The organism is Listeria sp. MAN/IMW/UF555, from assembly GCF_058684075.1.
This window is the reverse complement of record NZ_JBZWZS010000001.1, coordinates 923,432-947,945: the sequence shown is the minus strand read 5'-3', so window position 1 is coordinate 947,945 and position 24,514 is coordinate 923,432. Positions and strand designations below refer to the sequence as shown.

The following is a 24,514-nucleotide window of genomic DNA, read 5'->3' as shown; positions in this document are numbered from 1 at the left end:
AAACGGAGGGATTTTTTGTGCGTTTAAGTGATTTTAATACGTCATTATCGGGCATGTCAGCGGCGCAAATCGCTAATATGGTCGCTCAGCAAAATATTAGTAATATGAATACGCCGGGTTATATTAGACAAGCTGTGGATCAGACGGCAGTTTACGGTGACGGAGGTCTTCTCGGCGGGAAACAAACAGGCTACGGGGTCAAAGTAACAGATATTAAACGACTGACAAACGCAGCTCTTACGACACAATATAATAATCAAATCGCCAAACAATCCGCTTCGTTATATCAAAGTGGGGCGCTCGGTCAAGCGCTTAATTTATTTGGTACTCCTGGGAAAAATACCCCAAGTGATAATTTAGATAACTTTTTCACCGCTTGGGCTGCGTTAGCAAAAAATCCCGATCAAGCAACGAATACAACAGCACTTTTATCTAGTATGACGATTTTTACCGATCAATTAAATCAACTTCATTCTGGCTTAAAAGAATTAGAAACAACGATAGCAGCAGATACAGACGCTGCGATTCAAGATTTAAATACATTAATTAAAAAACTAGGCAGTATCAATAAAGCAATCGGGAATGCAGGTTCTAATCCGCCGAACGATTTACTTAACCAGCGCGATCAGCTGCTTAGTACGATGTCGGGCTATGCTGGTATTTCTGTTAGCGCCCACCCAAATAACCCAGATGTATACGATGTGACAATCGGCGGACGTCTTGTCGTACAAGGTGATGAAACAACTGAAATTACCTCGACACGGACAGCGACAGGCTTCGAATTCTCCGTGGGTGGTCAAAAACTCAATATGCCAGAAGGTTCCATCATCGCTTCTGTACGCGTTAACCAAAATGAAATTAAATCCTACCAAGAAAAAATCGAAACTTTTTCAAATGGCTTAGCAAAAGCATTAGATGATATTCAAGTCAAAAACGTCAACAAAACAATGGCCGACTTGCAAAAAATCAATGATGCTCTTCAAGCTAATCCGAATGACGAAAAATTACTCAGCAACCGCGAAGAACTTTTACGTCAATTAGAAAAATTCCCTGGTGTGACGCGTTCTGGTGATACGCTAACCATTGGCGGAGTTGACCACGCGATTGACACACTTGGTACAAGTACATATGTAACTGATGTGAACGATTTTTCGATTCCAATTTTCACCCAAAGCTCTGGTAAATGGATCCTGAATCCCGCAATCACTAGCAATGCTGAAAACAAGCCATTCTTAGGTGTTATCGCGGCAGATATTGCATCTTTAAAAACCGATAAAAATATTCAAGGAACAACTTTCCCAAGCTTCATGGATGGAATCATTACAGAAGTTGCAACAGATGCGAGTAAAAGTAGTGCAACTTCCACGGCAGACACGCAAGCTTTAAATTCCCTTTCTGAATCAAAATCATCTCTTGAAGGAGTTAATATTGACGAGGAAATGACAAATATCATGCAATACCAAAGCTATTATGTGGCCAATACGAAAGCCATGAACACAGTGAACGATATGATGAAAGCTCTCTTAGCCATGTTATAAGGAGGAAAATAATGCGAATTTCAACGAATCAACAAGCAAATTCAATAATTAACCAGCTGAATAATGTTTCAGGAAACCTTGCAAAATACCAATTACAAGTATCTTCCGGGAAAAAGTATGAATCGATGAGCGAAAATCCTGGTGCTACAGCGCAAATTTTATCCTATAATCACGTGCTTAGTCAGCTTAATCGTGAAAAAACGGACGTAACCGAAGCGAAATCATTATTAAATACGGCAGAAACCTCTCTTTCATCCATGTCCACATCGATGAACCGGGTAAATGCTTTAGTCTTGCAAGCAATTAACGGTACGAGCGATAAAGACAATATGTCGCAATCAGCCGAAGAAATCAAAGGTTTACTTGATGTTCTTATTTCTGTTGCTAACTCAGAAGACGATGGCAGATATGTTTTCAGTGGTTCTAGTACAAGCGTTAAGCCATTTACAACGGATAAAACAACCGGAGAAATCATCTATAACGGAACGACAGAAAATAAAAAATTCCGCGTAACGGACACATTAGAAGTAGAAGTTTTCCATGATGGCAGCGCGATGACGGATGTTTTTAACAACATTCAAAAAATCGTTGACGCAATGAAAAGTGGCGATAAAGATGCTTTGTCTGCCTTGCAAGAAACAAATAGCAAAAACATCGAAATTATTACCAATTCAATGACAAATATCGGCGGACAAAAAAACGGCGTGACAGCCTATGACAATGTACTTTCTAGCAAAATTGTTGATTTCTCCGAACGAAAATCCAATGTCGAAGAAGTCAATATGCCAGAAGCTGTAAGTAATTTAAACAAAACGTCTATCGCTTACCAAGCCGCACTGCAATCCAGTGTGATGGTACAAAAATTAAGCATACTAAATTATATGTGAGGTGAAACCAAGTGGGAAGTTCGATTGCAAGTAGTTTAATGGATCCGACGCAATATTATTCGCAATTTATTAGTCTCCAAAAAGCCAGTTTAGAAAAAGCAAAAACACCATATCAAAACCAAATTTCTAGCTACCAATCACGGATTGATCTTTATGCTAGTTTAAAAAATGCTTTGTCTGACTCGCTGAAAACGATGAGTTCTTTCACGACTTATGAAAGTAAAACCAAACTAGCGACTTCATCCAATGAGACAAGTTTTACCGTTTCATCAACGAGTAGTTCCGTCAACGGCAGCTATTCCATCGAAGTTCAAAACTTGGCGACCGCAGATACTTACAACAAAGCAGTACCTGATATTGAAGCAAAAATTGGTGTAAGTGGAACAATTAAAATCAACGGCAAAGAAATTAAAGTCGATGCAGATAGCTCGATGAAAAATGTGATGAACTCGATTAATAGCGCTGGTGCCAAAGTAAACATCTACACATTAGGCGAAAATATGGTCGTTACAGCTTCAACTACTGGTGTTGAAAATAGCATTAAATTTGAAGGCGATTCCGCAGTTTTAGAAGCACTTGGTTTAGTACAAAATTCACCAGACCATTTAGCGGCAGAAGATGCCAAACTGAGAATCAACGGCGCAACTGTCACAAGTGCAACAAACAAAGTAACCAACTACATTCCAGGCGTGACAATCAACCTCAAAAAAGAAACAACTGGCGCTGAAAAATTAACGATTCAAGATCAAAGTGATGAAAAAGCAGCCAGCATGATTACAAGTTTTGTAAATACATACAATGCGCTAACAAGCACTATGAAAACATACACGGGAAAAGGGACCATTTTACAAGCATCTGCTGCAGACCTCGAAGCAAATCGCGCGCTAAACAATGTATTCCAACATAAAAAAGACGGAAATACATTATTTGACTTTGGCATAAGCGTCGATAAAGAAGGCGTTTTAAAAGTAGATGAAACTGCGATGAAAAAAATGGTAGCTGAAGATCCAACCGCCGTCGAAAGATTTTTCTTTGGTATTGGTGGAATTGGCGATGAACTTTATCAATCTTTGAATAAAACATTTGGCTCGACAGGCTTTATCAGTGATGAAACAACCTCGATGACGAATGAAATCAATAAATTAAACCTCAAACTAACCGACATTACTAGCCGAAATGACACCTTACTAACGAATATTACCGACCAGTACAACAAATGGCTCGAAATGATGCAAGCCATGCAAAGTGACGCAATGACTCTCGACGCCTTAATCGATGGCATGAACAGTTCTAATAAATAAAAATGGTAGGTGAAAAAAATGCAAGCTTGGAAACGATATACCCAAAATGAACTAAATACGAGCAACCCCATTAAAAACACCATTTATATATACGAACGTTGTATTATTGAATTTAAAAAGTTGGACAAAGCACTCGAACAACTGCATTTTTCCGAAGCAGACCTTATTCTCGATAAAATGGAAAAGATCTTTGAAGAACTAAAATTACAATTAAATCCCGAAGCCGGACAAGAACTTTACGATAATATTTTCGGCTTATACGAATGGATTTCAGAACAAATTCGTCAAATGCAACTACTAAAACAACCCGTTAATATCGATACAATCATTCACGTCATCACGCAGCTAAAAGAAGGCTACGAGGGAGTGATGAAACATGAATCAAGCAAAGACACATTTGGCTGAGTTAAAAGCACTGTTTCACTCGACGGGACAATTAAACGTTAACCTCGAAGAATATCAAGCGAAACTAAATGAACTACTAAAAAGCACCGAACATCTACCAAAAGACACAAAAGAAGCCATTTTAAAAGAAACAAGAGAAGTTATAAATAAAGGTATTCTTTTCACCCAAAAACAATTAGAATCCACTGAAAATGCCTTTTCTGAAAATAAAAGTCGCAATGCCGCCAACTTGAACTATGCGAAATTTTTCTAAAAGAAAGAAGGAAATCACAAGTGGAAAATTATACCACGCATATTGGCAACTACTTGAACTATCTTCAAACAGCGAACCAAGTAGTTTCAAATAATATCGCGAATGCCAATACGCCAAATTTTAAAGCAAGTGAAGCGAGTTTTGAAGAATCATTCGGCGCGAGCTTGCGAGCATCCGGTTCGAACAATATCGAATCAACGGGAAATTTAACGAAAACGAACACGAAGCATTTAGCCGGAACCGATATAGACGAAACAAATGCGAAACTCACGACTAAAAGCGGCTCCATCAACGAAGACGGCAACAATGTCAACGTCACTTCTGAAATGATTAGCTTAACTAAAAATAACCAAATGTACGCGCTCGCTATCAGTGCACTCAACTATAATTCATCTATCAACACAGCAGCCCGTGGAAAGTAAGGTGAAGACCTATGTTTGAAGGAATAAACACAAGTGGCTCCGCGTTAAATGCTGCGAAACAATGGATGGAAGTTAGCTCTAACAATATTGCAAATGCTGATTCAAGCGCCGCACCAGGTGAGACACCTTTTCTTAGAAAGCGCGTCGTACTATCCGAAATCACGCCATTTGAAACAGCTTTAACAGGTACAAAAGGTGTGAAAGTAAGCGAAATATCAAGCGATACAGGAAGCGTTAAGCGTGTCTATGATCCAACTCATCCTAACGCAAATGAAGCAGGTTACGTCAACTACGCAAATGTGGATATGACAGCCGAAATGACCAATTTAATGGTCGGACAAAAAATGTATGCTGCAAATACTTCCGCCTTACAAGCAAATGAAAAAATGATGGAAAAAGATTTAGAAATAGGCAAAGTATAAAGGAGTGTTTTAAGGAATGGCAATTGAAAGTATTAATGCAGCAAGCGTCTTACCTAAAGTTACGCTTGGTGAAACCGCAAAAACAGACAATGCGACAGGTGCCGGAAATACCTTTACGCAAATGCTGGATAGTATGAGTGATACACAATCAAACGCACAAACTTCCGTATCAAACCTTTTAACAACTGGCGAAGGTAATGCGAGCGATGTACTCATTCAAATGAAAAAAGCAGAATCAGAAATGAAAACTGCTGCGGTCATTCGTGATAATGTAATCGAAAGCTACAAACAGCTTTTAAATATGCAAGTGTAGCGGTTAGACTAGTCGGGGGAGTTTTAGTCAATCGTCCACACGAGAAAAATGGAGCGAAGTTTTTAAGATGGCAAAAATAAAAACAATGTATTCGAAATTGAAGAATTGGCATAAAGGCGCGATTTTTGTCGGCCTTTTTGTCGTAGTCACGGTGTTATTACTCTACATGAACACGCCCAAAACAGAAGTTACCCTTTATAAAAATTTATCAGAAACTAGCCAACAACAAGTTACAGACCAATTAGCCAAAATGGGCGTTGATTATACCGTTGATAAAAGCGGCAATATTTTAGTCGATGAAAAAGTGGAGACGCTTGTTCGTGACAAATTTGCTGACTTAGGAATCCCGTATACAGGCCAAGATGGCAATGATATTCTTTTAAATAGTTCGCTTGGAGCTAGTGAAGAAGATAAAAAAATGCAAGAAAAAGTCGGCACAAAAGTTAACTTAGAAAAAGAAATCGTTCAAAGTTACGGCACGACCGTGGACAGCGCATCAGTCCAACTAACTTTGCCAGAATCAAGTTCGATTTTTGAAGAAGCGAGCCAAAAAGGAACGGCAGCAGTCACGCTAAAAACCAAAAATAACCAAACGCTAACAAAAGAACAAGTTCTCGGTATCCAACGAACCGTAAGTGCCGCTGTGCCAAACGTTGCAAGCGATGACGTTGCAATAATCGATACAAAAAATGGTGTGATTTCAGAAGCAGATACCTCTAAAGAAGAAGGTAGCTCAGCTTATAAAAATGAAGTCGACATTCAAAACGCAATCGGAAAAAATGTGAAAACAGACATTGAAGGCACTCTTTCAAGCATTTTTGCTCTAGATAATTTCCGAGTAAATACAAATGTCACAGTTAATTTTGATGAAATAAAACAAAATACCGAGCATTATCCAAATGACGGTAAAGTCCGAAGCAACCAAAAAGAAACGTCCACCGATACATCAAAAGGCTCCACCAACCAAACAGAGTCAGGAACTGCTTCGAACGCTGACGTACCAAATTACACCGAACAAAATGGCGATGATACTAACACCTACACGAGTGAAAAATCTAGCGAAACTACGAACTATGAGCTTGATTCTACCATTCAAGAAATTAAAAAACATCCAGCCCTAGCTAAAACAAATGTCGTTGTTTGGGTGGACCAACAATCGCTCAATAAAAATGGCGTTGATATGGCTGAATTTACGAAAGCTATTGGCGTTTCGGCAGGACTAACTCCTAATATGACGACCGAAGAAGCTGGTGAAGGCGGGGAAGCAGCAGCCACACCAACATTCGAAGGAACATTCCAAAACGGCGACGTGACCATTATGCCAATCCAATTTTTAGACAATCAAACACCAGTAGAAAAAGATACTACTGAAAAAGCAGAACCAGCAAGTAAAGCTTGGGTTTGGTGGCTTGTAGGAAGTTTACTATTTGCCCTAATTGCAGCTGGAATAATTGCCTATATCATCTTCCTGAAACGTAAAGAACAAATAGAAGAAGCCCTAGAAGCAGAAGAGAAAGACTTCATCCCAGCCGAAGAGGCGATAGTTAATCCAGAAGAACATCCAGATTTCAACTTCCAAACAGACGCATTCGATTTATCAGAACCAGAACTTAAAGCTCGTAAAGAAAGCTTGAAAAATAAACTCGGCGAAATGGCCAAAGAAGATCCAGGTCGCGCCGCAGCAGTCATCCAAAAATGGCTCAATGAAAGGCAGGAATAAAAAATGGCAGAAACACTCAAAGAAACCTTAGAAGAAACTAGCGCTGAACTGGAAACTGTCGAAGTAGCAGAACCAGAAGAAAAAGCCGCTACTCAACTAGATTCAGGTATTTCAAGACGTGAAAAAGCCGCCCTTATTATTTGGAGTCTAGATGAACAAATCGCGACTGAAGTAGTTGATTTACTTCCAGATGCCTCCAAACAACGCCTTGCACGTGAAATGGCCAAAATGAAAGAAATGGATGGCGGCGCAGTGGAAGAAGCAACAAGAGAATTTCTTGATGAACTAGAGCTTCTTTCTGGCGGGATTGCTAAACTTGACCGAGAACACTTGCAACGCCTATTCCCTGACATGACAACAGAAGAATTGAACCAATTAATTTACGGGGTAGAAGCAGAATCGCGTATCGGCGAAACAGCATTAGATATTTTACGAGAAATTGATGATGTCGATTCCTTGTTTACGATTATTAGTGACGAATCACCGCAAACGATTGCGATGATTGCTTCATACATGAAACCGGAAGAAGCATCTAAACTCCTAGCTCTTTTACCAGAAGAAAAAATGATTAGTACGGTAATCGGCATCGCGAGCTTAGAGCAATTTGATAGTGAAGTTATGCAAAATGTATCTAATTTACTAAGAATTAAACTGGATACAATGTCGAATAGTTCGCTTAACAAAACGGACGGAATTAAAAATGTTGCGAATATCTTAAATAACGTAACTCGTGGTTTGGAACGTACTATTTTCGAGCATTTAGACGCAGAACAAGCCGAACTTTCTGAACGAATTAAAGAGAAAATGTTTATGTTTGAAGATATTATTCTGCTTGACAATATGACCTTGCAACAAGTGCTTGCCGAGATTCAAGACAACAACAAAATCGCCCGTGCACTCAAAAACGAAAAAGAAGAACTCAAAGAAAAAATTCTTTCTTGCGTATCGAAAAACCGTCGCGATATGATTACCGAAGAACTCGAAGTCCTTGGCCCAATCAGACTTTCTGATGTCGAACAAGCACAACAAGACATCGCTAATGTCGTTAAAAACTTGGAAAAAGATGGCAAAATAGTTATCCAACGGGGGGAACAGGATGTCCTTATCTAATCCAAGAATCCCAAAAGGCAAAGTAACTTTATCCGACGTGAAAATGGAACTATTCTATTTAGAAGATATGGAAGAAACAGAGGAAGTCGAATCACCATATTCCAAAGAACTTGAACAACTAGAAAACCACCAAAAAGAACTCGAAAAGCATATGTCAACTATCGAAATCGAACAACAAAAGCTAGCAAATGAAAAAGCAGCACTAAAAGCTGAGCGCCAAGCCATTGAAGAATTAAAACAAAGCGCAGAAGCAGAAATTAAAGCACAAAAACTAGCTTTTGAACAAGAAAAAACACAGCTTTACCTAACAATTACCGATTTCCTTTGGGATGAAAGCATCGATCTCGCAGAAAGAATCGTCCACCAAGCAATCGACACCCGCCAAATTGAAGTCTTACCAATGCTAACCGAAGTCATTCAAAAACTCCCAGTTGCTTTCGACAAACTAAACGTCACCACCCACCCAGAAACATTAAAAGCACTCAAAGAAGAAAACACCGGAACAAAGTACGACTGGCTTTTAGAAAATATTCATTGGAACTTCGATATGCGGCTTGATTACGGCGAATTCACTGTAGAAGAAGAAAAAGAATACTTCGACTACCGAATCACAGAAATTTTCCAAACATTACACAAGCAAAATGCAGAACGGAAAATTCTAGGAGGAGATAAATCGTGAATTGGTCGCCAAAAACCGAAGCTTGGCAAGAACTAAAAAACACCGTCCCATACATCCAAAAAGGAAAAATCCATACTGTTCAAGAACAAGTCTATATTTCAAAAGGGCCACAAGTGAAAATTGGCGACACCGTCATGGTCGGCGAAAACAAAGTGCTTTGTGAAGTAATTTCTATCGAAAAAGAAAACAACATGCTACTCCCATTTAACCAAAGCGATAAAGTAGCATATGGTGACTGGGTGTACGTGACTGACACAAAAATCACTATTCCAGCCGATGAATTTTTACTCGGAAAAGTGCTAAATGCATCTGGTGATATTTTAAACGAAGAAGCTGGTACTGCTAAATTTAAACAAAAAATGCCACTGGAAGCACCGCCAATCCATGCTTTTAACCGAGCGGAAATTACGGAAACACTTGAAACTGGAATCAAAGCGATTGATGGAATGCTAACCATTGGTATAGGGCAAAAAATCGGTATTTTTGCAGGATCAGGCGTTGGTAAATCGACTTTGCTTGGAATGATAGCACGTAACGCCAAGGCAGACATTAATATTATCGGTCTTGTTGGCGAACGTGGTCGAGAAGTAAAAGATTTCTTACGTAAAGATCTTGGCGAAGAAGGGTTGCGTAAAAGCGTTATTGTTGCAGCCACTTCAGATGAAAGCCATCTCATGCAACTGCGAGCTGCCAAACTAGCCACTTCGATTGCAGAACATTTCCGCGATCAAGGAAAAACCGTCCTATTAATGATGGATTCTGTCACTCGTTTCGCTGATGCAAGAAGAAGCGTTGATATTGCCGTCAAAGACTTACCAATTGGCGGGAAAACCTTGCTAATGGAATCCTATATGAAAAAACTGCTAGAACGTTCCGGTAAAACTAAAAATGGATCAATCACAGGTATATATACAGTGCTCGTTGATGGAGATGATATGAACGGACCAGTACCCGATTTAGCGCGGGGAATTTTAGATGGACATATCGTTCTAACTCGAGAACTGGCGACAAAAAACCATTATCCAGCCATTGATGTTCTTGGCTCCGTTAGCCGGGTAATGGAAGAAATCGTTCCAGAAAGTCAGTGGAAAGCCGCTTCGAAAATCCGCGAATGGATGAGCATTTATCAAGAAAATGAACTGTATTTCAAATTAGGAACAATTGAACAAACAAGCGACAACGCAGCCATTTTTACAAGTAAGGAAAAATCCTATTTTATTCATCAATTTTTAAAACAGCTGCGGGATGAGAGTGTCACGCTAGAAGAAACGAGTAAAATGATGGAAACGTTAGTATAACAAAGGAGTGCTGTGGATGAATCCAGTAGAACAAGTTATTAGTGCTAGACAAGCCGAGTTTCAAAGCGCATTTGAAGCAGCGAAACAATCGGCTACCACTTTTGAAACGAAATTAAATGAACGTTTAAACGCAACAAAGCAAACCACCACAACTAATGTGCAAACAGTCACCGATGCCGAACTAGCTCGCGCCCGTGAAGCATACGAAGCTTTAATAAATAAATCCGAAACTAAACAAACTCCCAGTGCAAGTTCAAGTGTAGCGACCGAAACGCCAGCAGCAGCAACCGGAGAACTAACTAATTGGAACAACTACCAAATTAAACCTATTAGCGCTGAAAACGAAGGCAAATATAGCGATTTAATTAAAACAGCAGCAACCAAATATGGTGTACCAGAAGCGCTTATCAAACGAGTTATTCAAGTAGAATCTAATTTTAATCCAAATGTGGTTTCAAGTGCTGGTGCCACTGGTCTAATGCAACTAATGTACGGCTCTAATCGAACCGACCCAGCGACTAATATCGACGCAGGGACAAAACAGCTTGCCGGTTACATCAAAAAATACGATGGTGACCTAAAACTAGCATTAGCAGCCTATAACGCTGGACCAGGTAACGTACATAAATACGGCGGGGTCCCACCATTCAAAGAAACGCAAAACTATTTAACGAAAATTATCGGGTAGGGGAGAATAAATCATGGGAAACTGGCAACAAAAGTGGGAATCATGGCGCGATATGACAGCAGCAATGCAACAAGAAATTAAAATCGAAGCAGCTGACAAAGTAACTTCCTACATAAAAAATGACCAATTTGAAGAAGCAATCAATGTCATCAGACAAACCGAAAATCTCCTAAATGAACTTGATTTTGAAGCAAAAATGAACCGCGTCGAAGAACAACTCCAAGCCTTCACATCCGACCAAGAAGCATCTAAATCATTCGAAGCGAGCCAACTTCAAAACCTAGAAAAACCAAGTACAACCGTAAGTTTCGACCTCGCTAGCGTAAAATCAGAAGCCATCAATCAGTTCACCAAACGCGATTTCAACCTAGTAGACTCACACGATACCCACATGCAATTTCTAAAAGGCAACCGCAATTTTTATATGGATATTTTTAACCCCGAAGAAAGCGAAGAACATCACTACGCTAACCTTCATGAAAAATGCCAATACAAAAATATCGGATTCATCTGCCAAAATGATGCAGCAGCCGAAATGGCCGCAAACTTAACGAGCGAATGGCTTGAAACATTAGAAGCGCCCAAAAAGAAATTTTTAACAGTTAACATCGCCAATTTAACCGCGATGAAACAAAACCCAGAAGTACTATTTCAATAAACAAAAAGAGAGCCGCTACTATGCGCCTCTCTTTTTTATAAAGCTAATTTTGTGATGCATCGATTTTTCGATCATAAATAGTCGCGATAACACCAGCTATAATATAAAGCGAACCAGGAATCGGATTTATGTAAAAACCTTCTATTAGGTTGGCGCCTAACAATAGAATACCACTAATAAATAGAAAGATAATTTTATTGTTAGGAGTTAGAGAGCTTAAACGGATAAAGCAACAAAGACAATGAGCTAGCATAAGAAATGCTATCAAACTAATGATAGGGAATAAAGTTATCGCGTCTCCCAGAACTTTTAGCGTATAAAAGGCAAAAACAAATTCTAAAAAACAGGCAGACCATACTAAAGTTTTTATTAAAGATAACATATTAATTGTTCCTTTCTAAGAAGTATAAGTAGATAAGTTGGAATTTAATTCTATTTTACATCTATTTGATAGTTTCATTTTAGTATAGGAATGATTCTGTTGCAAGATTACTAGTAAACTTTATAATCGCATTTATTATAAAATTTTGTTGTATCAGAAAATAAAGTACATTATAATTGATTCAAAGGTATATTGTGAAATTTAATACAAAATAAAATACGGGAGGAATATACCATGTTTAATTCGTTGTTTGCAAGTGAGGAATTAACAAATGCAAAAATAAAACATCAGAAATACGAAGATTTAATTAAAAAAGCAAACTATTTAAAAACCCAAATTGAGAACGCTCGTATGTGTGCTATTGATTTAGATTCAATAGGTTGGCTGGATACCAACTACGAACCCAATATGCTCATTGATGACAAAACTCGTCTTGTTCTTGAGATGGCTCGAGAAATGCGTAAAAAGCATGATAATCAATTGGAAGATTTATGTGACTTGAAAAACTCAGCGCAAAAAAAGTTGTATTCTTGTGCACTGGAAATCAATCAATTGGAGGCAAAAGAAAATGAGTCGTGAGCAATTATATAATGATAATTGGTATGAAGCGTGGACAGAACTAGCGAAAGTAAAAACAATGTTAGATGATACTCTTTCGCAAGCCAAAACTTTACAAGCAAATGTTGAGAATATGAATTGGAACGGTGAACACTACAAGCATATTCGAGCATTACTTGAAATGGTTGTTGTGTATCATGGTGCTTTATTGAACAGTTCTGTTGAATTGAATGAAGCTCTTTATCAATTTGGTCAAACCTATAAAGAATTTGAAAGAATGGAATCCTATCTTGGAATAAAAGGTATTGTTTATGACTGGTAAAGTATTAAATGCCGATGAACTTTACTACTTAGCAGAGTATCAAAACATATCCTTGCTATTTGGAATCCCTTATGAAGCACCAAGCTCTGCCTCTGTAGAAGGATTAATAAAAAAAGAAATACTAACATCTACTGGAGGTTTATCATTAGTTACAATTAACTATGTGGAGGTACTAAAAAAATACGCTCAAGCTGATCGTTATGTACATATTCAACAATATATTTTTGGTTTATTTAACGATGGGCTATGCATTATTTTGAAACAAGTCCCTGTTCAAGATACTATTCGATTTGAATTTTTTGTTGGCGATGCCTTGAGTATGCTAGAGATAGCTCTTAGTCATCCAATCCTAAAACAGTCAGCAAGTATATATTATGAAAAAATAACTACCAAGACATTAGATGAAAGAATACTTTCCTTTTCACATAGCGCGCCCACTTTGGTGATAGAAATATTTAACAATGAATATCAACTCGAAGCTCAATTAGCTATTGGACAAGATAATAATCAATATTATCAGTTAGATGAAAGGAATAAACTAACTACAAAAATTGATATTGACCCTTTTAAATGGTTTGTTGATAAAGTACCACAAATTGTAACTATCGCCCAAGAGCGAATCCAGGAGGTAAAAAATCATGAGTGAAATTGTTATTAATCCGGATGAACTAGAGCTAGTAACTACCACTTTACAACAATTAATGGAATCTATTATAAATACAGCGCTGCCATCTCTTAATGCTGTGAAAAATAGTGCTTTCTATATTGAAGGTGAAGCAAAAGAAGAAGTGGAGCGTATCTTAAGTAAAAGTACGATTGAAGTGAATGGTTCAGATATGATGCAAATGGGGGCGGACTTTGCTGGAAAAGTGCAGATGCTTGCAACTTATTATAATCTTATCAACGAATACTGCATTGATGCTATGATTACATTCAAAGATACTGATGAAAAGATAGCTAAACTTTGGGAGAAAACTTGTGAGGAGGCATTGGGATAGTGGCAGAACAAATTTATATAAACGATGATACATTAGAAAACTATAAACAAGATTTGTTTAACCGCTTGAACGAGGCTGTAAATCAATTTTATAGAGTTGACCACTTATTCAAACAAATGGATGATTATTTACACGATGAAGGCTTAGCTAATGAGTTCTATTTCACTTATTCTTCACAGAGTTTTAAAATTGATAATTTAAACGAAAAATTATGGAATTTGACAAATAATATTGTTAGAATTTATCGTGAAGCCAGTGAGAAGATTGATAGTCCATTTAAGAAAAATATGGAACAATTTGCAGAACGATTAAGTTTAGTAGATATTAACCGTCACTCTGTTTCAACAAGTGGTATAGCTGTTCAAGGAGAAGCTTGGCAACCAGGTGAGAGCATTTCTGCTCCTTCAACGGCCTATAATACATTTAAAACCAAAAACGATGTAGATTTTATGGATTTGATGAATAGTTCATTTACACGTAAAATGAAACAAGAACAATATCAAACCTTTTTAGCCATGACTGGTCAGTTAGACTTTCAAATTAATTACGAAACCTTTGTAAACACTCTCTATCGTCAGACTGATTTTAACTATGAAACTGGTTTAGAAAAAGTAACCAATATGCTTACAACAGGACTAGTTATTGTATGTGTTGGAGGTCTAGTAGTAGCAACGGGGGGCGCTTTTGCGGGTATAGCTGTACCTGGATGGGTAAGCACAACATCAATGGTGGCAGGTGGAATTATGAGCGCCCAGTCTATCGGTCATGCGATAACTGGACTCGATATAAACGGCAACCCACTTAGTCAAAAAGAACGTGAAGCATATATTCTGAGTGCAGGGACGGATATAGCTTTTATGGTTGCAGGATTTGGGCTCAGTAAAATTTTAAGAAAGCAAGCTAATATGCTATTTATTAATAATCTAGATGAAACAGAAAATATATATCAGAATTCAAAATATATAAATGGAGAGCTTCGTCAAGGTGGTGCAGGGCACACTTATCATGGATTTGCAAAAACTAAAGGAAGTATTGCTGGTGGGCATATAGAGGATACATTAAGTAATGAAATTAAAGTAGTTGATACTATTCCCAACCCACCAGTTAAGAACCAACCTTATAAAGGAATTCAACAAAACTTGGTTTCTGGAGAAGTTATGGCAGAAAAGACTATGTTTCCTAAAAATTGGAGTGTAGAAAAAATTGATAAAGCGATACAAGAAGCATTCCAGACTAAAATATACACTGGCACACGAAATCAATGGATTGGGGAAACGAAGTCCGGAATGAAGCTAATGTTTTACCTTAATGCTGAAGGGAAAATCATAAGTGCTTTTCCGATAATTGATTAATGAAAGGAGTTAGTTATGAGATATAAATTTAACCAAAAAGAACTATGTTTTTCTAACGGAGGAAAATATTTTAATCTTAGTATTGATATTTTAAAAAGTAATGGAGAAAAAAACAAAGAGCTTAGCGATAATATAAGTATTTTACTGGGTAGTGAGTATCTGTCGTATGAATATTTAGAATGTGCAATTAAACAAATGGATAGTCATACGAAAGAATCCGATGGATCAACTTTGCATGATTCTGGAGAGGCTGTTTGTTGGCAAGTTTATCCAAAAGAAACTGCTATTTGGAATTGGATTGATGAGCAAGATGGAGTTTCTTTTGAGAAAACTTGGATAAAAAATGATGTGCTGTTAACTATTGGCAAGCATTTTTATGAAATTAAAAAGTCGTACAGTAAAAATAATGGGTATCTTGGTTTGACTGATGAGGTTTTTGAAATTTGAATATTATAATTAAAAACGTAATATGTTGGATATTAAGCCGATCATATTACGTTTTTAAGATTGTCTAAGCATTTAAGGAGGCTTTTTATTTTCCATTTGACAATCAACCTACTTTGTATTACTATATACTTGTACCTAGTAACAACTAGTAGAGGAGTGAATTCAAATGAAAGGACTTACCGAGTTACTCAAAGGTAGTTTAGAAGGAATGATATTAGAGCGAATTTCTAAAGGTGAAACATACGGTTATGAAATCACCAAGTATCTCAATGACCTAGGTTTTGATGAAATCGTTGAAGGAACCGTCTACACCATTCTCGTTCGCCTCGAGAAAAAAGAATTAGTCAATATCGAAAAGAAAAAATCAGAATTAGGTCCACCTAGAAAATTTTACACATTAAGCCCAGCCGGCGAAGAAGAACTAGCAACTTTTTGGAAACGATGGGACTTTATCCAATCGAGAATCGTCCAAATTAAAGGAGGACCAGCATATGTTTAAATGGTACACAAAATACCGCGAAGAAAAACGAGACTATAAACAATACAAAAAAAGAATAGACGCGCTCCCAGAAGACTATAAAACAGCAATGAAAGCCGTTGAAACCTATTTATGGAACTTCGCAAAAGGCGCAGGGATGTTCGAAATCCTAAAAAATGTCCTCGAAATGTTCGAAAACGCAGCCGCTGATCAATTAGAATTAAAAGCTGTTGTAGGCGATGACCTAGCCGAATTTGCAGACAGCTTACTAAACGAATATCCAGAAGAAACATGGATGGATAAACAACGCTCGAAATTACGTGATTCAATCAAATAAAAAACAGCAGGTCTCTCCGAATATAAGAGAGACTTGCTGTTTTTTATTTGCGTTTCTTCACAACTTCAATAAATTCATCTAATGTTTCGTGGGCTTTTATTTGCTCGTTACAAACATCGCTATCGTAGCAAATATAATTACCATTTGTCGTATAAACGCCATCACTAGAAGATTTCGTTTTCGCCATAAACAGTGATACTTTGGAATGCGTTTGGCAAATGGAACAAACACCCTTTTGAATCTCCGGAGAAATAGTCCCATTTACGCCGACCAAATTTCCGTCCTCATAAGTCACGATATATTTACGCTGCTGAGCAATATCATTCCAGCCGTAAAAAGTATAATCGCGCAAATCAAGTTTCGACCATGCAGGAATTTTTAATTTTTTCGTTTTCGCAAAAAGTTTTTTAAGTTTCACATCGCTAGGCGGAGCGAAAGGAATCACATAGGCTTTTAACCCTTCTAAAAACGGCTCTGCTTCTTTGGTTGAAGTAATCGAATGGAGCTCACTAAAAAGTTCCTTATGCTCTTCTAGCACGCTCTCCGGAAATAGTTCGTTGATTTTCTCTTCCGTCAAAGACTTTAACGCCTTCAAAGTGGATCTATCATTCGCGGACCGATAAGCGCGTGAGACATTTTCTATTTGTTTTTTGATAAAATTATATTGGTATGGTTCGATAAACTCTTTCATTAATAATTCTCCTTTAATAGTTTAATTTTGGTTAAACTAGCTGAAGGATTGAAGAGTTTATTTCACTCTTACTTTCTAAACAATCCTAAAGCCATTGTTAGAAAGTCGAGAGCAGTGCAATTTTGTTTGCATCTCTTTGATCACCACCTTGCCTTCATTATAAGCACTTCTGAATTGTTCGTCAATTCTCTTTCATGAATATTCTTCCAAAAACAGGGTAAACGAAAACTATTGGACATTAGAGAAAACATCCATGGGAGGAGAAAGTATAATGAAAAAAGTAAAAGCAAGTGAAACACTCGTACAAACATTAAAAAATTGGGACATCGATCATGTTTATGGTTTACCCGGTGATTCGATTGATACCGTGGTCGATGCACTCAGAAAAGAACAAGAGGCAATTGAATTTATTCATGTGCGTCACGAAGAAGTCGCATCACTAGCAGCAGCTGCCTATACCAAATTAACCGGCAAAATCGGAGTCGCTTTATCTATCGGCGGACCTGGTGCCATTCATCTTCTAAACGGCATGTATGATGCAAAAATGGACCACGTGCCAATGCTCGTTTTAGCTGGCCAAGTGACAACGGACGTCTTAAATACAGGCTTTTTCCAAGAAGTCAATTTACCAGCTATTTTTGAAGATGTTGCCGTTTATAATAAACAAATCGATAATGCTGAAACGCTGGCAGATGTTGTTGATGAAGCGATTCGAACTGCCTATCAAGAAAAAGGTGTCGCTGTCTTAACAATCCCAAATGACATTCCATCTCAAGAAATTAAAGCGAGCCTAAAAGCAAAACCAGTGAAATTTGAACAAGAAACTAAAGAACTAGATGAAAAAGCAATTCAAGAAGCCGTAACATTAATTGATAAAGCTGAAAAACCAGTCATTTTAGCAGGCCTAGGAACAAAACACGCTGGACCAGAATTAATCGCCTTTGCAGAAAAAGCAAAAATCCCGATTATTCATTCTTTACCAGCAAAAACAATCGTTCCAGATGACCACCCAAATGCACTTGGTAACCTTGGTAAAATAGGAACAAAACCAGCTTATGAAGCCATGCAAGAAACTGATTTACTCTTAATGTTTGGTAATGATTATCCTTATAGCGACTACTTACCTAAAAAAGCTGAATGTATTCAAATCGATATTAACCCAGCCAAAATCAGCAAACGTTATCAAGCGACAGTTGGTTTAGTTGGTGATGCCGCAGAAATAATTAGCAATTTAACAACCAAAATAGCACCGGTTGAAGAACGTAAATTCCTTCAAGCATGCCAAGAAAATATGCAAGAATGGTGGAAATGGTTGGAAGAAGATATTTCGCAAACAACGGATCCAATTGCCCCAGAAGTCGTGATGGCTAATATTCAAAAAATCGCTGATAAAGATGCTATTTTCTCCATTGATGTAGGAACAGCAACGGTTTGGAGCACGCGTTATTTACACTTAACACCAGAAAATGACTTTATCGTATCTGCATGGCTTGGTACAATGGGCTGCGGTCTTCCAGGAGCTATCGCAGCGAAAAAAGCCTATCCAGATCGCCAAGCAATTGCAATCGTCGGTGATGGTGGCTTTTCAATGGTTATGCAAGATTTCGTAACCGCAGTAGGCCTTGATATGCCAATGATTGTCGTCGTATTAAATAACCAACAACTATCATTTATTAAATATGAACAACAATCTGCCGGAGAACTAAATTACGCAACCGACCTTCCAGACATCAATTACGCAAAATTCGCCGAAAGTTGTGGCGGAATTGGTTTCCGAGTAGAAAAAATGGCGGACCTAGAAGCAGCTTTCGAAAACGCCAAACTAGCAACAAAACCAGTTATCATCGACGTTTCCGTGGATAGCGCAGCCGCTCCACTACCAGGAAAAATCGTGATGGACGAAGCATTAGGTTACACCAAATTCGAAATCCAATCAGTCCTAGAAGACCACCGTTTCGCCAAAATGCCACCACTTAAAACTATTTTACGAAGATTTTTATAAAAAATAAATAAAAAAATAACAATATCACCCATTTTACGCCGATATTCACTAGTTATTATAATGTTTTTTTATTAAAACTAATTATTTTACAATAAAATATGGAGTTTTTTAAAAAAATATGAGATAATGAACTAGAATTAGAGAATAGGAGTGTGGAATGGGTGAATTTAATTAAAAATCGTAAATTGAAAACAAAACTAAGCATTAATATTATTATAACCACCATCATGTTAATCGGACTTGGCGCAACGAGTTTCCTTGGATTTCGTCATGTAGCGACACTTTCAGATAATATGGTTGATAATAATGTTGCTCCAATGAAAGAAATCGCAAAAATCCAAACAAACATGGCACAAATCAATATCGACATCCTGACCATGTTCGATACTATCAACGGAAAATCAACCCTTATTAAAGATATTGATACGCTTTATGCTGAAAATGACCAAGCAATCCATAATTTCAAAAAAGCCAATTTAACAGCAGAAGATAAAAAACAATTAGCTTACTTTGAAGAAAAATTAGCAGATATGAAGTCAGCAGCATCCTCTGTCATCAGTGATACTTCAAGTGCGCTGGACGACGCAGAACTTTTAGGAGCACAAAATCGATATTACCAAAATGTTAAAACAAAATTTGACGATGCTACAAAACAATTAAACGTTTTAAATGATATGAACTATAATGAAGTCGAAAAATCTTCGCAAGCTATTTCTGATTTTGGCGTAAAAATTAGTTTAATCTTCACAGCCGTTATCATTGCTGTACTGATTTCACTATTCATTTTCAACGCTTATATTACACGCGTTATTTTAAAAGGAATTCGTCACTTACAAACAGCTGTACATAAAGTAGCAAGCGGTGATTTATCGTACCGTAGCACATACAATGGTAAAGATGAGCTAGGCGACATCACGAATGACCTAAACGAAATGAGCGAAAACCTAAGATTAATGATTGAAGATATTAAAAAAGCTTCTACAGACGTTAAATCTTCCAGTGATAACGTCATTATTAGTTCTGAAATTATTTCTGCAATGACAACAGAGATGGACATCGAAATGAAAATGATGGGCGAACAAATCCAAACGCAAATCGGTAGCATGAAAGAAAGTACCGATGCAATGGATCAAATGACAGGTGGCGTTCAAAACGTTGCGGAATATGCCCTGAAAGTATCTGACTTAACAAAAGACTCCGCAGAAAAAACAAATGATGGAATTGCTGTTATTAACAATTTAGTATCACAAATGGATCGTATCAGTGGTGTTATGCGTTCGAGCACAGACGTCGTATCTCAACTCGTTAATCGTGTTGGCGAAGTCGAAAAAGCACTTGATACCGTTACAAATATCGCTGACCAAACGAACTTGCTAGCCTTAAACGCAGCAATCGAATCCGCACGTGCTGGCGAACATGGCCGCGGCTTTGCAGTTGTAGCTGAAGAAGTCCGTAAGTTAGCAGAACAATCTCGTCTTGCTGTTGTCGACATTAATACGGTACTGAAAAAAATCCAAACCGAATCAAAAACAACGATTGAAGTAATGAACACTGGGCTTTCTGAATCAGAAGCAGGTCAAAAAATCATTTCTGAAACAGAAGCGACATTTACAGATTTACTCAACCGTGTGAACGATATTTCCGCACAAATGCAAAACGTCTCTCAAGAAACAGAAGAAATGGCTGCTGGAATTGAAGAAGTAAACACATCGATTAGCGACGTAACAGAAATCTCTAATCAAATTGGTGAAAAATCCACAGCCGCACTTGAATTCGCGGAAGTTAACAAAATGAAAGTGGACGAGCTAGTAGTTATCTCAGAAGAAATGCAAAAAATTTCCGGCTCATTAGAAGGGTATATCGCCAACTTCAATACCGAAGTAAGCGAAGAAGCGGTCGAAGTAGAAGAAGAACCGGAAACAAAAGAACCAGGAGAGCCAGTCCTAGCCGAAAATGTCTAGGTAGCATGTACAAATGCGAATTTGGATAAAATCACTACTTGTTATTACAGCTTGTATATTTAGTTTGACCCTTCTAAATACGAAATATACCTTTTATTCACCAACCGTCAAACTCGAAAGCGCCAAAGTAGTTTATAAATTAGATAATGAACCTTTTAATGTAAGACTTGACGTTCCTCTCGTTAATCAAATGGATGCGCCTATTCTTTTTAACGGCTGTGAAGTAACGAGTCTTGCAATGCTCCTACAGTTCACTGGAAAAAATGTTACCAAAAATGAATTAGCAGCGAACCTTCCAACCACACCTATTGAACAAAATGGCTTACACGGAAATCCTGATAAAGCATTTGTTGGGAGCATCAGTGGAGATAGTAAAGGGCTCGGGGTGAATCATGCTCCCATCGCCAAACTTGCTGCTAAGTATGTTAACGAAGCGCATGTACATGATATTAGCGGCAATGATATAACCGATATTATAACCGTACTTAGCACAGGAGCACCCGTTTGGGTTATCACAACGACCGATTACCATGCACCAAAAAATTGGCAAAGCGTCCAAACAAAAGAAGGAAAAAAGAAAATCACTTATTCCATGCATAGTGTTGTCATTACTGGATTTGATAAGGAGAATTTTTATATCAACGACCCATACGGACATAAAAATCGCGCTGTAAAAAGAGCTGTCTTAGAAGAAGGCTGGTCTGCCATGGGAAAACAAGCTATTTATTTAAGCAAACCATAAAAAAACGTTTGGAAGCATAAGCAAGCTTCCAAACGTTTTTTTATATTTTTTTCTTAATGAAGAGAACGACTGCTAAGACTACTAGAAGTACTCCGATAACAATCGGCCAAACCGAAAATGCATCCCCGGTCGAAGGTAAAAGTGACGCATTACTTGTATGCTCGAGTGCATAAACCGTGCTCACACGAAAATAAATAAAACCTAGCGAAAAAATTAAAGCAATACTAGAAACTATTTTTTTTGATAAAACCATACGGCTCGCTCCTTTTTCTATCATAACTATATTATTAGTCATTTGTTATTTTTTGTCAATGTATAGACCAATTTTAAACAAACGGCTATATATAATGCTTGACCTAGTATACATATTATTGTAAAATGGATTTGTTTCCTTGAAAAGTATTGAAGGAGGATAGTACAACTGAATAGAAGCGCCAGAACTGATTGGGACGAAAATGCTTAAAGGTGAAATTCCTGGAAAGTAAACAGTCAGTTGACGAGGAGGAGATTAATCGAAATTTCGGCGGGAGTCTCCCGGCTGTGCATGCAGTCGTTAAGTCTTACTTACAAATCATTTGGGTGACCAAGTGGACAGAGTAGTAATGAAACATGTGCAAGAACCCTCCAAGGAAACCAAAAAATGTAGAGGGCTTGAAATTGGACAAGTCTGCCCTCAAGTTAATTATTGGAGGAATTTATTATGTGTGGAATCGTTGGATATATTGGAACAAACAATGCAAAAGGTATTTTATTAGAAGGACTTGAAAAATTAGAATATCGCGGTTATGACTCAGCAGGAATCGCCTTACAAAACAAAGACTTAGTAACAGTTGTAAAAGAAAAAGGACGGATTGCAGACCTTGCGAGCCTTGTACCAAGCGATGCATTCGGTACAACAGGGATCGGTCATACACGCTGGGCAACTCACGGTAAACCAAATCACGAGAACGCTCATCCGCACCAAAGCAAATCAGGCCGTTTTACTATTGTTCATAACGGTGTAATCGAAAACTATACACTTTTAAAAGAAGAATATTTAAAAAATCATTCATTTATTAGTGATACAGATACAGAAGTAATCGTGCAGCTTATTGAATTATTTGCTGAAAATCTTTCTACAAAAGAAGCATTTAAAAAAGCATTATCATTACTTCACGGTTCATACGCAATTTGCTTAATTGACCAAACTGATACAGAAACACTATACGCAGCAAAAAACAAAAGCCCATTACTAATCGGAAAAGGCGAAAACTTCAACGTTATTGCAAGTGATGCAATGGCTGTTCTTAAAGAAACCGATGAATTCGTGGAAATTATGGATAAAGAAATCGTTATCGTTACAAAAGACGGTTTTACATTAGAAACATTAGAAGGGGAAGAAGTTAGCCGCGCAAGCTATACTGCAGAACTAGATGCATCTGACATCGAAAAAGGCACTTACCCTCACTATATGTTAAAAGAAATCGACGAACAACCAGCAGTAACACGTAAAATCATCCAAGCTTACCAAAATGAAGCTGGGGAAATCAACGTCGATCAAACAATCCTTGATGAAATTTTATCTTCTGACCGTATTCACATTGTCGCTTGCGGAACGAGCTATCATGCTGGTTTAGTTGGAAAAAATTTAATCGAAAAAATGGCGAAAATTCCTGTAGAAGTACATGTTTCTAGTGAATTTGGCTATAATTTACCGCTAATGTCTAAAAAGCCGTTATTCATTTTCATTACCCAAAGTGGGGAAACTGCCGATAGCCGCCAATGTCTTGTAAAAGTGAAAGAACTTGGTTACCGGACGTTGACATTAACGAACGTACCAGGCTCTACGCTTGACCGTGAAGCAGATCATTCGATGTATCTCTATGCTGGGCCAGAAATTGCGGTTGCATCAACAAAAGCATATACCGCACAGATTTCTGTTTTAGCAGTACTTGCAGTTTCACTTGGTCGTGAAATTGGTGATGCTGAAGCACTTAGCATTAATTTGGCTGCTGAATTAGGTATCGTTGCAACTGCAATGGAAGCAATGGTTTCTAGTAAAGAAGTCATCGAACATATTGCGGGCGAATACTTAGCGACTTCTCGTAACGCTTTCTTCTTAGGTAGAAACATCGATTATTTCGTAGCGATGGAAGCAGCACTTAAACTAAAAGAAATTTCGTATATTCAAGCAGAAGGTTTTGCAAGTGGGGAATTAAAACATGGTACTATCGCGCTTATCGAAGACGGCACACCAGTTTTAGCACTTATCACGCAAGAGTCTATCAATTGGAATATTCGTGGAAATGTAAATGAAGTCTTAGCACGCGGAGCAAAAACTTGTGTATTTGCAATGGAAAACGTTGCACAACCAGGTGATCGCTTTGTTATTCCACAAGTACATCCATTATTAACACCACTAGCAAGCGTTATCCCGTGTCAACTATTAGCTTATTACGCAGCACTTCACCGTGACTGCGATGTCGACAAACCAAGAAACTTAGCAAAAAGTGTAACAGTAGAATAAAGTATTCAAGACCTTTTCGAAATTAGAAAAGGTCTTTTTTTATG

28 protein-coding genes are annotated in these 24,514 nt (G+C 37.8%); 26 read left to right on the top strand and 2 right to left on the bottom strand.

Annotated elements, in window-relative coordinates:
* Positions 1-17 precede the first annotated feature (17 nt).
* The 22 genes from flgK (at position 18) to AC4PG8_RS04635 (ending at position 16,568) form a co-directional block, all read left to right on the top strand.
* Positions 18-1,538 (top strand): flagellar hook-associated protein FlgK, encoded by a 1,521-nt coding sequence (flgK, locus tag AC4PG8_RS04740; protein WP_492170086.1) that lies wholly within the window; start codon positions 18-20, stop codon positions 1,536-1,538.
* A gap of 11 nt (positions 1,539-1,549) precedes the next feature.
* Positions 1,550-2,425: a flagellar hook-associated protein 3 gene (locus AC4PG8_RS04735; RefSeq protein ID WP_003760970.1), complete on the top strand. Its 876-nt coding sequence runs from the start codon at positions 1,550-1,552 to the stop codon at positions 2,423-2,425.
* A gap of 11 nt (positions 2,426-2,436) precedes the next feature.
* Complete coding sequence (locus AC4PG8_RS04730) at positions 2,437-3,726, top strand: flagellar hook-associated protein 2 (protein WP_010990566.1); 1,290 nt, start codon at positions 2,437-2,439, stop codon at positions 3,724-3,726.
* Between the two features lie 18 nt (positions 3,727-3,744).
* On the top strand, positions 3,745-4,131 hold the full coding sequence (locus tag AC4PG8_RS04725; RefSeq protein WP_003724443.1) for a flagellar export chaperone FliS: 387 nt from the start codon (positions 3,745-3,747) through the stop codon (positions 4,129-4,131).
* The gene (locus tag AC4PG8_RS04720; protein ID WP_003760976.1) at positions 4,103-4,384 is read left to right on the top strand and encodes a hypothetical protein; all 282 of its coding nucleotides are present in this window, start codon (positions 4,103-4,105) and stop codon (positions 4,382-4,384) included. The genes AC4PG8_RS04725 and AC4PG8_RS04720 overlap by 29 nt, the downstream gene beginning before the upstream one ends.
* A 20-nt stretch (positions 4,385-4,404) precedes the next feature.
* On the top strand, positions 4,405-4,806 hold the full coding sequence (gene flgB / locus AC4PG8_RS04715; RefSeq protein ID WP_003760978.1) for a flagellar basal body rod protein FlgB: 402 nt from the start codon (positions 4,405-4,407) through the stop codon (positions 4,804-4,806).
* A gap of 11 nt (positions 4,807-4,817) precedes the next feature.
* Positions 4,818-5,228: a flagellar basal body rod protein FlgC gene (flgC, locus tag AC4PG8_RS04710; RefSeq protein ID WP_003721832.1), complete on the top strand. Its 411-nt coding sequence runs from the start codon at positions 4,818-4,820 to the stop codon at positions 5,226-5,228.
* Between the two features lie 16 nt (positions 5,229-5,244).
* Entirely contained in the window at positions 5,245-5,541 is a 297-nt protein-coding gene (gene fliE, locus AC4PG8_RS04705; RefSeq protein ID WP_003724447.1) for a flagellar hook-basal body complex protein FliE, read from the top strand.
* A 67-nt stretch (positions 5,542-5,608) separates the two neighbouring features.
* Positions 5,609-7,261, top strand: coding sequence for a flagellar basal-body MS-ring/collar protein FliF (fliF, locus tag AC4PG8_RS04700; RefSeq protein WP_010990567.1), 1,653 nt, complete (start codon positions 5,609-5,611; stop codon positions 7,259-7,261).
* A gap of 3 nt (positions 7,262-7,264) precedes the next feature.
* Positions 7,265-8,371: a flagellar motor switch protein FliG gene (locus tag AC4PG8_RS04695; RefSeq protein WP_003760986.1), complete on the top strand. Its 1,107-nt coding sequence runs from the start codon at positions 7,265-7,267 to the stop codon at positions 8,369-8,371.
* Positions 8,358-9,050 (top strand): FliH/SctL family protein, encoded by a 693-nt coding sequence (locus tag AC4PG8_RS04690; RefSeq protein ID WP_267650483.1) that lies wholly within the window; start codon positions 8,358-8,360, stop codon positions 9,048-9,050. The genes AC4PG8_RS04695 and AC4PG8_RS04690 overlap by 14 nt, the downstream gene beginning before the upstream one ends.
* Positions 9,047-10,348 carry a flagellar protein export ATPase FliI gene (gene fliI / locus AC4PG8_RS04685; RefSeq protein ID WP_185481763.1) on the top strand — a complete coding sequence of 434 codons (1,302 nt, stop codon included), beginning with the start codon at positions 9,047-9,049 and terminating at the stop codon, positions 10,346-10,348. Before AC4PG8_RS04690 ends, fliI begins: the two co-directional genes overlap by 4 nt.
* A gap of 16 nt (positions 10,349-10,364) precedes the next feature.
* Complete coding sequence (locus AC4PG8_RS04680; protein ID WP_492170085.1) at positions 10,365-11,036, top strand: lytic transglycosylase domain-containing protein; 672 nt, start codon at positions 10,365-10,367, stop codon at positions 11,034-11,036.
* Positions 11,037-11,049: 13 nt separating this feature from the next.
* Complete coding sequence (locus tag AC4PG8_RS04675) at positions 11,050-11,694, top strand: hypothetical protein (protein WP_070753489.1); 645 nt, start codon at positions 11,050-11,052, stop codon at positions 11,692-11,694.
* Positions 11,695-12,310: 616 nt separating this feature from the next.
* Positions 12,311-12,655 (top strand): hypothetical protein, encoded by a 345-nt coding sequence (locus AC4PG8_RS04670; protein WP_070753487.1) that lies wholly within the window; start codon positions 12,311-12,313, stop codon positions 12,653-12,655.
* On the top strand, positions 12,645-12,956 hold the full coding sequence (locus AC4PG8_RS04665; RefSeq protein ID WP_003770915.1) for a hypothetical protein: 312 nt from the start codon (positions 12,645-12,647) through the stop codon (positions 12,954-12,956). Before AC4PG8_RS04670 ends, AC4PG8_RS04665 begins: the two co-directional genes overlap by 11 nt.
* Entirely contained in the window at positions 12,946-13,602 is a 657-nt protein-coding gene (locus AC4PG8_RS04660; protein WP_070753486.1) for a DUF5081 family protein, read from the top strand. Before AC4PG8_RS04665 ends, AC4PG8_RS04660 begins: the two co-directional genes overlap by 11 nt.
* The gene (locus AC4PG8_RS04655) at positions 13,595-13,954 is read left to right on the top strand and encodes a hypothetical protein (RefSeq protein ID WP_194321349.1); all 360 of its coding nucleotides are present in this window, start codon (positions 13,595-13,597) and stop codon (positions 13,952-13,954) included. The genes AC4PG8_RS04660 and AC4PG8_RS04655 overlap by 8 nt, the downstream gene beginning before the upstream one ends.
* Positions 13,954-15,306, top strand: coding sequence for an EndoU domain-containing protein (locus tag AC4PG8_RS04650; protein WP_492170084.1), 1,353 nt, complete (start codon positions 13,954-13,956; stop codon positions 15,304-15,306). Before AC4PG8_RS04655 ends, AC4PG8_RS04650 begins: the two co-directional genes overlap by 1 nt.
* Before the next feature lie 15 nt (positions 15,307-15,321).
* On the top strand, positions 15,322-15,753 hold the full coding sequence (locus tag AC4PG8_RS04645; RefSeq protein WP_070753483.1) for a hypothetical protein: 432 nt from the start codon (positions 15,322-15,324) through the stop codon (positions 15,751-15,753).
* A 166-nt stretch (positions 15,754-15,919) separates the two neighbouring features.
* Positions 15,920-16,252 carry a PadR family transcriptional regulator gene (locus AC4PG8_RS04640; protein WP_003760998.1) on the top strand — a complete coding sequence of 111 codons (333 nt, stop codon included), beginning with the start codon at positions 15,920-15,922 and terminating at the stop codon, positions 16,250-16,252.
* Positions 16,245-16,568: a DUF1048 domain-containing protein gene (locus tag AC4PG8_RS04635; RefSeq protein ID WP_033533285.1), complete on the top strand. Its 324-nt coding sequence runs from the start codon at positions 16,245-16,247 to the stop codon at positions 16,566-16,568. The genes AC4PG8_RS04640 and AC4PG8_RS04635 overlap by 8 nt, the downstream gene beginning before the upstream one ends.
* A 43-nt stretch (positions 16,569-16,611) precedes the next feature.
* Here the strand turns inward: AC4PG8_RS04635 and AC4PG8_RS04630 are convergent, their stop codons facing one another.
* Complete coding sequence (locus tag AC4PG8_RS04630) at positions 16,612-17,259, bottom strand: FusB/FusC family EF-G-binding protein (protein ID WP_185512810.1); 648 nt, start codon at positions 17,257-17,259, stop codon at positions 16,612-16,614.
* 271 nt (positions 17,260-17,530) lie between these two features.
* Between AC4PG8_RS04630 and AC4PG8_RS04625 the strand changes: the two genes are divergently transcribed.
* From AC4PG8_RS04625 to AC4PG8_RS04615, 3 genes are all read left to right on the top strand, one after another.
* Positions 17,531-19,261: a pyruvate oxidase gene (locus AC4PG8_RS04625; protein ID WP_492170083.1), complete on the top strand. Its 1,731-nt coding sequence runs from the start codon at positions 17,531-17,533 to the stop codon at positions 19,259-19,261.
* 161 nt (positions 19,262-19,422) lie between these two features.
* Positions 19,423-21,222 (top strand): methyl-accepting chemotaxis protein, encoded by a 1,800-nt coding sequence (locus tag AC4PG8_RS04620; RefSeq protein WP_185485126.1) that lies wholly within the window; start codon positions 19,423-19,425, stop codon positions 21,220-21,222.
* Positions 21,223-21,235: 13 nt separating this feature from the next.
* Positions 21,236-21,964 carry a C39 family peptidase gene (locus AC4PG8_RS04615; RefSeq protein ID WP_492170082.1) on the top strand — a complete coding sequence of 243 codons (729 nt, stop codon included), beginning with the start codon at positions 21,236-21,238 and terminating at the stop codon, positions 21,962-21,964.
* 40 nt (positions 21,965-22,004) lie between these two features.
* Here the strand turns inward: AC4PG8_RS04615 and AC4PG8_RS04610 are convergent, their stop codons facing one another.
* Positions 22,005-22,217: an LPXTG cell wall anchor domain-containing protein gene (locus AC4PG8_RS04610; RefSeq protein ID WP_010990575.1), complete on the bottom strand. Its 213-nt coding sequence runs from the start codon at positions 22,215-22,217 to the stop codon at positions 22,005-22,007.
* A gap of 447 nt (positions 22,218-22,664) precedes the next feature.
* Between AC4PG8_RS04610 and glmS the strand changes: the two genes are divergently transcribed.
* Positions 22,665-24,470, top strand: coding sequence for a glutamine--fructose-6-phosphate transaminase (isomerizing) (glmS, locus tag AC4PG8_RS04605; RefSeq protein WP_045553507.1), 1,806 nt, complete (start codon positions 22,665-22,667; stop codon positions 24,468-24,470).
* The last annotated feature ends 44 nt before the right edge of the window (positions 24,471-24,514 follow it).

Excerpts from the sequence above, each read along its gene's own strand:
- AC4PG8_RS04665 (WP_003770915.1), top strand. The coding sequence starts at position 12,645 with ATGAGTCGTGAGCAATTATATAATGATAATTGGTATGAAGCGTGGACA.
- AC4PG8_RS04680 (WP_492170085.1), top strand. The coding sequence starts at position 10,365 with ATGAATCCAGTAGAACAAGTTATTAGTGCTAGACAAGCCGAGTTTCAA.
- AC4PG8_RS04675 (WP_070753489.1), top strand. The coding sequence starts at position 11,050 with ATGGGAAACTGGCAACAAAAGTGGGAATCATGGCGCGATATGACAGCA.
- fliF (WP_010990567.1), top strand. The coding sequence starts at position 5,609 with ATGGCAAAAATAAAAACAATGTATTCGAAATTGAAGAATTGGCATAAA.
- AC4PG8_RS04660 (WP_070753486.1), top strand. The coding sequence starts at position 12,946 with ATGACTGGTAAAGTATTAAATGCCGATGAACTTTACTACTTAGCAGAG.
- AC4PG8_RS04635 (WP_033533285.1), top strand. The coding sequence starts at position 16,245 with ATGTTTAAATGGTACACAAAATACCGCGAAGAAAAACGAGACTATAAA.
- AC4PG8_RS04720 (WP_003760976.1), top strand. The coding sequence starts at position 4,103 with ATGAATCAAGCAAAGACACATTTGGCTGAGTTAAAAGCACTGTTTCAC.
- AC4PG8_RS04610 (WP_010990575.1), bottom strand. The coding sequence starts at position 22,217 with ATGGTTTTATCAAAAAAAATAGTTTCTAGTATTGCTTTAATTTTTTCG.
- glmS (WP_045553507.1), top strand. The coding sequence starts at position 22,665 with ATGTGTGGAATCGTTGGATATATTGGAACAAACAATGCAAAAGGTATT.
- AC4PG8_RS04640 (WP_003760998.1), top strand. The coding sequence starts at position 15,920 with ATGAAAGGACTTACCGAGTTACTCAAAGGTAGTTTAGAAGGAATGATA.
- AC4PG8_RS04695 (WP_003760986.1), top strand. The coding sequence starts at position 7,265 with ATGGCAGAAACACTCAAAGAAACCTTAGAAGAAACTAGCGCTGAACTG.
- AC4PG8_RS04630 (WP_185512810.1), bottom strand. The coding sequence starts at position 17,259 with ATGAAAGAGTTTATCGAACCATACCAATATAATTTTATCAAAAAACAA.
- AC4PG8_RS04735 (WP_003760970.1), top strand. The coding sequence starts at position 1,550 with ATGCGAATTTCAACGAATCAACAAGCAAATTCAATAATTAACCAGCTG.
- AC4PG8_RS04645 (WP_070753483.1), top strand. The coding sequence starts at position 15,322 with ATGAGATATAAATTTAACCAAAAAGAACTATGTTTTTCTAACGGAGGA.
- AC4PG8_RS04670 (WP_070753487.1), top strand. The coding sequence starts at position 12,311 with ATGTTTAATTCGTTGTTTGCAAGTGAGGAATTAACAAATGCAAAAATA.
- AC4PG8_RS04725 (WP_003724443.1), top strand. The coding sequence starts at position 3,745 with ATGCAAGCTTGGAAACGATATACCCAAAATGAACTAAATACGAGCAAC.
- flgC (WP_003721832.1), top strand. The coding sequence starts at position 4,818 with ATGTTTGAAGGAATAAACACAAGTGGCTCCGCGTTAAATGCTGCGAAA.
- AC4PG8_RS04690 (WP_267650483.1), top strand. The coding sequence starts at position 8,358 with ATGTCCTTATCTAATCCAAGAATCCCAAAAGGCAAAGTAACTTTATCC.
- AC4PG8_RS04655 (WP_194321349.1), top strand. The coding sequence starts at position 13,595 with ATGAGTGAAATTGTTATTAATCCGGATGAACTAGAGCTAGTAACTACC.
- AC4PG8_RS04625 (WP_492170083.1), top strand. The coding sequence starts at position 17,531 with ATGAAAAAAGTAAAAGCAAGTGAAACACTCGTACAAACATTAAAAAAT.
- AC4PG8_RS04615 (WP_492170082.1), top strand. The coding sequence starts at position 21,236 with ATGCGAATTTGGATAAAATCACTACTTGTTATTACAGCTTGTATATTT.
- fliE (WP_003724447.1), top strand. The coding sequence starts at position 5,245 with ATGGCAATTGAAAGTATTAATGCAGCAAGCGTCTTACCTAAAGTTACG.